The organism is Trichlorobacter thiogenes, assembly GCF_900167465.1.
Lineage (GTDB): Bacteria > Desulfobacterota > Desulfuromonadia > Geobacterales > Pseudopelobacteraceae > Trichlorobacter > Trichlorobacter thiogenes.
Genome location: NZ_FUWR01000028.1, coordinates 21,611 through 29,631 on the forward strand (window position 1 = coordinate 21,611; position 8,021 = coordinate 29,631).

The 8,021-nt window shown below is 48.3% G+C and carries 8 protein-coding genes and 1 tRNA gene; 8 read left to right on the top strand and 1 reads right to left on the bottom strand.

The window, feature by feature from the left end; genetic code table 11:
* Positions 1 to 42: 42 nt before the first annotated feature.
* The 8 genes from B5D39_RS15700 to B5D39_RS15735 all read left to right on the top strand — a co-directional run bounded on the left by B5D39_RS15700 (position 43) and on the right by B5D39_RS15735 (position 7,255).
* Positions 43 to 117: transfer RNA gene (locus tag B5D39_RS15700), tRNA-Val, on the top strand.
* A gap of 55 nt (positions 118 to 172) precedes the next feature.
* On the top strand, positions 173 to 2,083 hold the full coding sequence (gene thrS, locus B5D39_RS15705) for a threonine--tRNA ligase (RefSeq protein ID WP_208610607.1): 1,911 nt from the start codon (positions 173 to 175) through the stop codon (positions 2,081 to 2,083).
* A 33-nt stretch (positions 2,084 to 2,116) separates the two neighbouring features.
* Positions 2,117 to 2,650 carry a translation initiation factor IF-3 gene (gene infC / locus B5D39_RS15710; RefSeq protein ID WP_139366808.1) on the top strand — a complete coding sequence of 178 codons (534 nt, stop codon included), beginning with the start codon at positions 2,117 to 2,119 and terminating at the stop codon, positions 2,648 to 2,650.
* A 46-nt stretch (positions 2,651 to 2,696) separates the two neighbouring features.
* Positions 2,697 to 2,894, top strand: coding sequence for a 50S ribosomal protein L35 (gene rpmI / locus B5D39_RS15715; RefSeq protein ID WP_078791434.1), 198 nt, complete (start codon positions 2,697 to 2,699; stop codon positions 2,892 to 2,894).
* A gap of 86 nt (positions 2,895 to 2,980) precedes the next feature.
* Positions 2,981 to 3,334 carry a 50S ribosomal protein L20 gene (rplT, locus tag B5D39_RS15720; protein WP_012469927.1) on the top strand — a complete coding sequence of 118 codons (354 nt, stop codon included), beginning with the start codon at positions 2,981 to 2,983 and terminating at the stop codon, positions 3,332 to 3,334.
* A gap of 99 nt (positions 3,335 to 3,433) precedes the next feature.
* On the top strand, positions 3,434 to 4,450 hold the full coding sequence (pheS, locus tag B5D39_RS15725) for a phenylalanine--tRNA ligase subunit alpha (RefSeq protein WP_078791436.1): 1,017 nt from the start codon (positions 3,434 to 3,436) through the stop codon (positions 4,448 to 4,450).
* Positions 4,451 to 4,462: 12 nt separating this feature from the next.
* Entirely contained in the window at positions 4,463 to 6,868 is a 2,406-nt protein-coding gene (pheT, locus tag B5D39_RS15730) for a phenylalanine--tRNA ligase subunit beta (protein WP_078791437.1), read from the top strand.
* A gap of 93 nt (positions 6,869 to 6,961) precedes the next feature.
* On the top strand, positions 6,962 to 7,255 hold the full coding sequence (locus tag B5D39_RS15735) for a hypothetical protein (RefSeq protein ID WP_078791439.1): 294 nt from the start codon (positions 6,962 to 6,964) through the stop codon (positions 7,253 to 7,255).
* A gap of 68 nt (positions 7,256 to 7,323) precedes the next feature.
* On the opposite strand, the gene B5D39_RS15740 is transcribed toward B5D39_RS15735, so the two are convergent.
* A partial coding sequence (locus B5D39_RS15740) for a class II aldolase/adducin family protein (RefSeq protein ID WP_208610606.1) occupies positions 7,324 to 8,021 on the bottom strand: 698 nt, incomplete at its 5' end.

An 8,021-nucleotide genomic window follows, 5' to 3' on the forward strand; every position in this document is an offset into this window, starting at 1 on the left:
ATTTTTCCGAAGAAGCTGCTAATTAACAAATTCCCTTGCTGGAGGCGCGTAGCTCAGGGGGAGAGCGCTACCCTGACACGGTAGAGGTCGGCGGTTCGAAACCGCCCGCGCCTACCATTGAACTGAGAGCGGCATCGGCATTCCCGATGCCTTTTCTGTTTAAAGAAAGAGAATAACCATGATCCAGGTAACGCTGCCGGATAATTCAATACGTGAACTTGCTGATAGTGCTACGGTTGCTGATCTGGCTGCATCCATTGGCGCCGGACTGGCCAAGGCTGCTTTGGCCGGGCAGGTGAATGGTCAGTTGGTTGATCTTTCAGCGTCGCTTGCAAACGGTGATTCTGTTGCCATTATTACTGAAAAAAGCCCTGAGGCACTTGAGATCATCCGCCACTCTACCTCGCACCTGATGGCGCAAGCCGTGAAGGAACTGTTTCCAGCTGCCAAGGTTACCATTGGTCCGGCTGTGGAAAACGGCTTCTACTATGATTTTGATGTGGCTACGCCCTTTACACCGGAAGATCTTGAAAAAATAGAAAAGCGGATGGCTGAGCTGGCAGCAGTCGGGCAGTCGCTTACTCGTAAAGTCATGTCTGCTGCAGAGGCGATCGCCTTCTTTGAGCAGATGGAGGAGCCGTACAAGAAGGAGCTGATTGAGGGGATTGGTGCTGAGACAGTCTCAATTTACACGCAGGGGGATTTTGCTGATCTCTGTCGTGGTCCCCATGTGCCGAATACCAATAAGCTTAAGGCATTCAAACTGCTTTCCATTGCCGGCGCCTACTGGCGTGGTGATGAGAAGAACCGGATGTTGCAGCGGATCTATGGCACTGCCTTTGTGGATAAGAAAGAACTAGAGGCCTATCTGCATCGCCTTGAAGAGGCCAAGCGTCGTGACCACCGTAAGCTGGGTCGTGAACTGGATCTGTTCTCATTTAGCGATGAGGTAGGGGCTGGTTTTGCCATCTGGCATCCCAAGGGAGCCATGCTGCGTACCCTGCTGGAAGATTTTGAGCGTAAGGAACACCTGAAGCGCGATTATGATATCGTTGTCGGCCCCCAGATCCTTAAGACAGAGCTCTGGCAGCGTTCCGGTCACTACGATAACTATCGCGAAAACATGTATTTTACTGAGGTGGATGAGCAGAGCTTTGGTGTTAAACCGATGAACTGCCTTTCACACATGATGATTTATAAGTCACAGCTGCGCAGCTATCGTGATCTGCCACAGCGTTATTTTGAGCTGGGTACTGTCCATCGTCATGAGCGTGCCGGTGTACTTCACGGCCTGCTACGGGTACGTTGCTTTACTCAGGATGATGCTCATATTCTCTGTACACCGGAGCAACTTGACGCCGAGATTAAAGGTGTCCTGAAGTTTGTCTCCGATGTGATGGGTATCTTCGGGTTTGAGTATGAGATGGAGCTCTCAACCCGTCCTGAAAAGTCAATCGGCAGTGATGAAGATTGGGATCGGGCAACTGGCGCACTGCTGGGTGCGTTGAAGGATACCGGTCGTGTTTTTGAGATTAATGAAGGTGATGGAGCCTTCTACGGCCCCAAGATTGACATCAAACTGCGTGATTGTCTTGACAGACGGTGGCAGTGTGCTACTATCCAGTGCGATTTTACCCTGCCCGAGCGGTTCGATCTGACCTATGTTGCCAGTGACGGTGAGAAAAAACGTCCCGTAATGGTACATCGGGTTATCCTCGGTTCAATTGAACGCTTTATTGGCGTCTTGATCGAACATTTTGCCGGTAATTTCCCGTTGTGGCTTGCACCAGTGCAGGCGGTTGTGTTAACGGTCACTGATAATCAGATCCCCTATGCTCAAGAGGTGTACAAACAGCTCAAGAGTGCGGGGATTCGTGTGCAGGAAGATCTGCGGAACGAAAAACTTAATTTCAAGATTCGTGAAGCCCAGTTACAGAAAATTCCGTACATGTTGGTGATTGGTGACAAGGAAGTTGAGCAGGGAACGGTGACTCCGCGTTATCGTGACGGTAAAAACCTGCAAGCCATGAAGCCGGATGAATTTATTGCTTTTGTTGAATCTGAAACAAAGGCCTACAAGTAAGTTAGTAGTGCCATTCTGCCAGGAGGTGCCGCCATAGCTGCCCCCACCAAAACCGCAACAGTTAACATTAATCATGCCATTCGTGCTTCAGAAGTACGTGTTGTTGCGCATGATGGAGAACAATTAGGAATTCTTACGCTGCGCGAGGCGCTGGAGGCTGCTGAGGCACGCCAGCTTGATCTGGTTGAGGTATCTCCTACCGCAACTCCACCGGTTTGCCGGATCATGGATTACGGCAAATTTAAGTATCAGGTGAGCAAGAAGCAGCAGGAAGCCAAGAAAAAGCAGGTTCATGTACAGGTTAAAGAGGTTAAAATCAGACCTAAAACCGATGATCATGACCTTGATTTTAAGATAAAACATGTCCGTCGTTTCCTCGAAGAAGGAAACAAGGCGAAGGTAACTTTGGTATTCCGTGGCCGCGAGATTACCCATCAGGATATTGGTCGCGCAGTCATTGAAAAATTTGCAGCTGAACTGGCTGATATTGCGGTTATTGAGACTGCTCCCCGTGTTGACGGGCGTCAGCTATTTATGATTGTTGCCCCTAAAGTTAAGAAACACTGATTTTTAGATAGTATTACTCACAACGTTATTAAGAAGGAGCAAGTCAATGCCTAAAATCAAAACTAACCGTGGCGCTGCCAAGCGTTTCAAAAAGACCGGTACCGGCAAGGTAAAGTGCGCTCATGCATTTACCAGCCATATCCTGACTCACAAGAGCAGCAAGCGTAAGCGCAACCTGCGTCAGAGCAACACTGTTGCCGCTGTGGATCAGAAAAACATCTGTGCTTTGATTCCGTACATGTAGTTAGAAACAGCATCTGCTGTTTCGACCCAGAACCGCGAGGAGCGGCCCCTTGCGGATCGGGCAATTAAACCTGAAGGAGTATTAAGATGCCGAGAGCAAAAGGTGGTTTTAAGTCGCGGCAACGCCGCAACAAGGTTCTGAAGCTTGCCAAAGGATATCGTGGCGCACGGAGTAAACTGTTTAGAAGTGCAACCGAGGCAGTTGATCGCGCACTTAACTATGCATTCCGCGACCGTCGTGTCAAGAAAAGGGATTTTCGTTCACTTTGGATTATGCGTATCAACGCAGCATCCCGCCTGAACGGCCTTTCTTACAGCAAGTTTATTTTTGGCCTCAAGAAGGCAGATGTTCAGATTGACCGTAAGGTCCTTGCTGATATCGCCATCACCGATCCAAAAGGATTTGCCGAGATTTCGGCAGTGGCCAAGGCCCAGCTGTAACGCTGGTTTGTTTGTGGACAAAAGGGGATGGGAGTCAGGTGCTCCTGTTCCCTTTTTCCGTTCTATTCATTTTTTAAGTTTCTTAAAGGGACTAACGATATGCGGGAACAGCTTGAGCAGATGCGGCAACAGGCCTTAAGTGCCATTGCTGCAGCGACAACTGAAGAGATGCTGAACGAGGTCAGAGTTCGTTATCTTGGGCGCAAGGGTGAGTTAACCGGTCTGATGAAGGGACTGGGGACGCTTCCTGCCGATGAACGGCCAAAGGTTGGTCAGCTGGTTAACACGGTTAAGGATGAGGTCGAGGCGCAGATTGAGCAGACCATGAACCGTGCCCGCGAAGAGGCCACTGCCAAGCGTCTTGCCACAGAGCGGATTGATGTAACCTTGCCTGGTCGTGGACGCCGTCAAGGCAGCAAACATCCAATTACTCTGGTGATCGAGGAAGTCAGTGAGATCTTTGCCGGTCTTGGTTTCTCTGTTGCTGAAGGGCCAGAGATCGAACATGACTGGTATAACTTTGAGGCATTGAATTTTCCTCCTGAACATCCTGCCCGCGATATGCAGGATACCTTCTTTGTGGAAAATCAGATGTTGTTACGGACTCACACCTCGCCAGTGCAGATTCGTACCATGTTAAAGCAGAAACCACCGGTACGGATTATTGCTCCAGGAACGGTCTATCGTTGCGATTCTGATGCTACCCACTCCCCGATGTTTCATCAAATTGAAGGTCTTATGGTGGATACCCAGGTTTCCTTTGCTGATTTGAAGGGGATACTCACGACCTTTACCAATCAATTGTTTGGGCAGAAAACTGGGGTGAGATTGCGTCCCAGTTTCTTTCCTTTTACCGAACCTTCTGCTGAAGTAGATATTGCCTGCGTGATCTGTGGTGGCACCGGTTGTCGAGTCTGCAAGCAGACTGGCTGGTTGGAGATTCTGGGAGCTGGTATGGTTGACCCGGAGGTGTTCCGCCATGTGGGCTATGATCCTGAGACTATTGCAGGATTCGCTTTTGGCATGGGGATAGAGCGGATTGCTATGCTGAAGTACGGTATCAGCGATATGCGTCTGCTCTTTGAGAATGACATTAGATTCCTTAAACAGTTTTAGTCCGGTGAGACCATGAAAGTTACCTATAACTGGCTGAAAGAGTTCGTTGATTTTGATCTGTCACCTGCTGACTTGGGACATTTGCTGACCATGCTTGGCCTTGAAGTAGAAGGTATGGAACAACTTGGTGGTGGTATGGATGAGGTCGTAGTGGCCCGTGTTCTTGAAAAGAACCAGCATCCCAATGCCGACAAGCTCTCTCTTTGCAAGGTTGATAATGGAAAAGAGATACTATCTGTTGTCTGCGGAGCCCAGAACTTCAAACAGGGCGATACAGTTGCCCTGGCCCAGATTGGTGCTGTGTTGCCAGGTGATTTCAAGATCAAGCGTTCAAAAATACGTGGTGAAGAATCCTGCGGTATGCTCTGCTCTGAAAAGGAGCTGAATCTGGCAGATGAGAGTGCTGGAATCATGATCCTCTCTAGTGATCTGCCGCTTGGAACCCCGTTTTTTGAAGCAATGGGTCTTAAGGATACCATTTTTGAAATTGGTTTAACTCCCAACCGTGCAGATTGTCTCAGTGTAATCGGTATTGCGCGTGAAATTGCCGCTAAACTGGGTAAACGGGTACGGTATCCGTCGATTGTTGTGCCTGAGTATGGTCAGCCGGTTGACAGTAAAGTATCGGTAGCTATTCAGGATGCTGTCGGATGTCCTCGGTATGCTGCTCGATTTATATCTGGCTGTAAGATTGCTCCTTCACCAGCCTGGCTGGTTAACCGTTTGAACGCGGTCGGTGTGCGTTCAATCAATAATGTGGTGGATATTACCAACCTGGTCATGATTGAACTGGGACATCCGTTGCATGCCTTTGACTATACCCAGGTGGCTGGTGGCCAGATTATTGTGCGCAGGGCAGGAGAGGGGGAGAAATTCCGTACTCTTGATGGGCAGGAACGAACTCTTACGGCCACAGATTTGATGATCTGCGACCGTGACCGTGCGGTTGCCCTGGCAGGTATTATGGGTGGCGAAAACTCTGAAATTACGGAGACAACCACTGACATTCTGTTGGAGAGCGCTTTTTTTGATCCGCCAACAATCCGGCGGTCCAGCAAGCGTCTGGGGCTGCATACAGAGTCATCACACCGTTTCGAGCGTGGCGCAGATCTGGATATGGTACCCAAGGCACTGGATCGGGCCGCAAGTCTTATGGCGCAGCTGGCAGGCGGCAATGTTGCCACCGGCAGGGTAGATAATTTTCCGGCTCCTAAAGCACTGGCATCCATAACCTTTCGGCCAGAGCGTGCCAATGCCATGCTGGGACTTTCCCTGACAGCTGAACGGATGGCTGAACTTTTCCGAAATCTTGAGTTTCAGGTGCAACCGGTCAGCAATGGCAGTTTCCAGGTTACGATCCCTTCCTACCGGATTGATATTGAACGTGAAATTGATCTGATAGAAGAAATCTGCCGACTGAACGGTTTTGATCAGGTCGTTGCAACCATGCCAGTAGCCCAGGTCATTTCAGATCGCCCCTCTTTGCATCAGCGTTTACAGCGTTCTGTACGGGATCATTTTGTGGCTGAGGGGATGCATGAGATTGTTTCTTTCAGTTTTATTGCAGCAGATGCGGCTGATCGTATAAACCTTAACGCTGATGATCCACGCCGTAACGGTATCAAGCTCTGTAACCCACTTGCGGCAGAGCAGGCTGTTATGCGTACCACGTTACTGCCAGGCCTTTTAGAAACTGCTTCACGTAATATGAGTTTTCGAAGTCTTGATTTGCGTTTGTTTGAGATGCGTCGAGTCTATCATCCGGTTCCTGATCAGGAGATGCCCCATGAGCCGGTTTACTGTGCTGGATTGATTAGCGGCACTAGAGATCAGGAAAGCTGGTGTCAACAGGATGTTGATGTTGATTTTTATGATGCAAAAGGGATTGTTGAAAACCTGTTTGAACTGCTGCAGATCAGAGGCGTTCGATGGTCATCAGAAGAGCCTGAGCCATTCTATCATCCTGGTAAGTGTTGTCGTATTGTGGTTGGAAATTCGACCATCGGCACAATTGGTGAAATCCATCCAGAAGTATTGAAGCGGTATGAAATTGAACAATCTGTCTATTACTTTGAATTAAATTTTGAAGAACTGGTACGGTTATCAGGTAGCCGTAAGGCCATAGTAGCGCCATCACGTTTTCCTGACAGTGTCAGGGATCTCGCCCTGCTGGCTCCACTTGACCTTCCATCAGCGCAACTGATTGACTGTGTTAAAAGTCTTAAACTCCAGGAACTTGAAAAGGTTGCCATCTTTGACCTCTATCAGGGAGATCGTGTCCCGGAGGGGTATAAGAGTATTGCATTACGTCTGCGTTATCGGGCTTCTGAACGGACCATGACAGATGACGAGGTGCAGCAGGTACATCAGAAGGTTATTGTTACATTGATGGGAAAACTGGGTGTGACGGTTCGTTAGTGGTGGTTACTGCTTACAAAAAGACTTGCGAAAATATCGATAAATGAATACTATGATCAAAGTTATCTTTATCCCACAAAGGAGTATGTAACGATGAAAAAGATTGTATCCGTAGTACTGATGGCTGCTTTTCTGTCTGTTTCTTCCCTGGCTTTTGCTGCAGAGCAAAAGATTACTGGTGTAATTGAGAAGGTTGAGATGCAAGGTTCTGCTGCAGCTGTAACCCTCAAGGACAGCAAAGGTGCTAAAGTTCAGGTTATTGTTAAAGACCAACTGACCGTGGACAAACTGAAGGACAAGCGTATTGTTGTTGGCGACGAAGTTCGTGTAAAGTATGACGACGCTAACAAAGAAAGCAAGCTGTTCCGTAAAACTGCTGGTTGCTAATTTTTAGCAGACTTTATCCTGTAAAAACAAAAGGGCATGGTTAATTCCATGCCCTTTTGTTTTTTAAACTAGATTTGATAGCGTTCGCGCAATCTGGTGAAATAAATATCCCTACAACGTTGTTCCACATCAGCCAGGCAGGCTAAAGCCTCACTACATCCGGTTGTGCTTACTACAAAAACCCCATGTCCCCGTACTATAACGGCCTCTGTGTCTATCTGACAAAAAGCCTTAGGTAGATTTTCTGCCAACCCACCAACACCACCTTCACCTCCAACAACCGGTATTGAGTCAATTAAATCAAAGGCTTTGTTGGTATCGGAATCTGCAAAGAAACTCATTATGACCGGAAAGCGAGGATGCCCATGAAGAACAATCCTGCAGCCGGTCGCCAGAACTACCGCTCGATGTGCAGGCAATTCACTGGAGGCGGTGATGCCTGTTGTTGATACCTTATCGAAAGGGACAGAGTCTACCTGACTGCTTAGTTCATCCAGTCGCGCAGATGTCTGGGAGATATAGAGCGTTTTATTGAGCAAGCAGGATATGTTACCAAAGAAAGAATCAACCAATCCAAGTTCTACGGTTGCCCGGCCTAAAAGACTCATTTCATCAAGTAGCGCTTGTGGTGTTATTGGGAGCAAAGGGGAAAAGCTATAGTGTGTTACATCAAGTGGCTTCAAATATACGTCTTTGTACTGTCTGACAGCGTGTTCTTCTTCTGGTAACAGTGGCCCTGTAGAAAGCAGGTCTTCAAAATATTTAA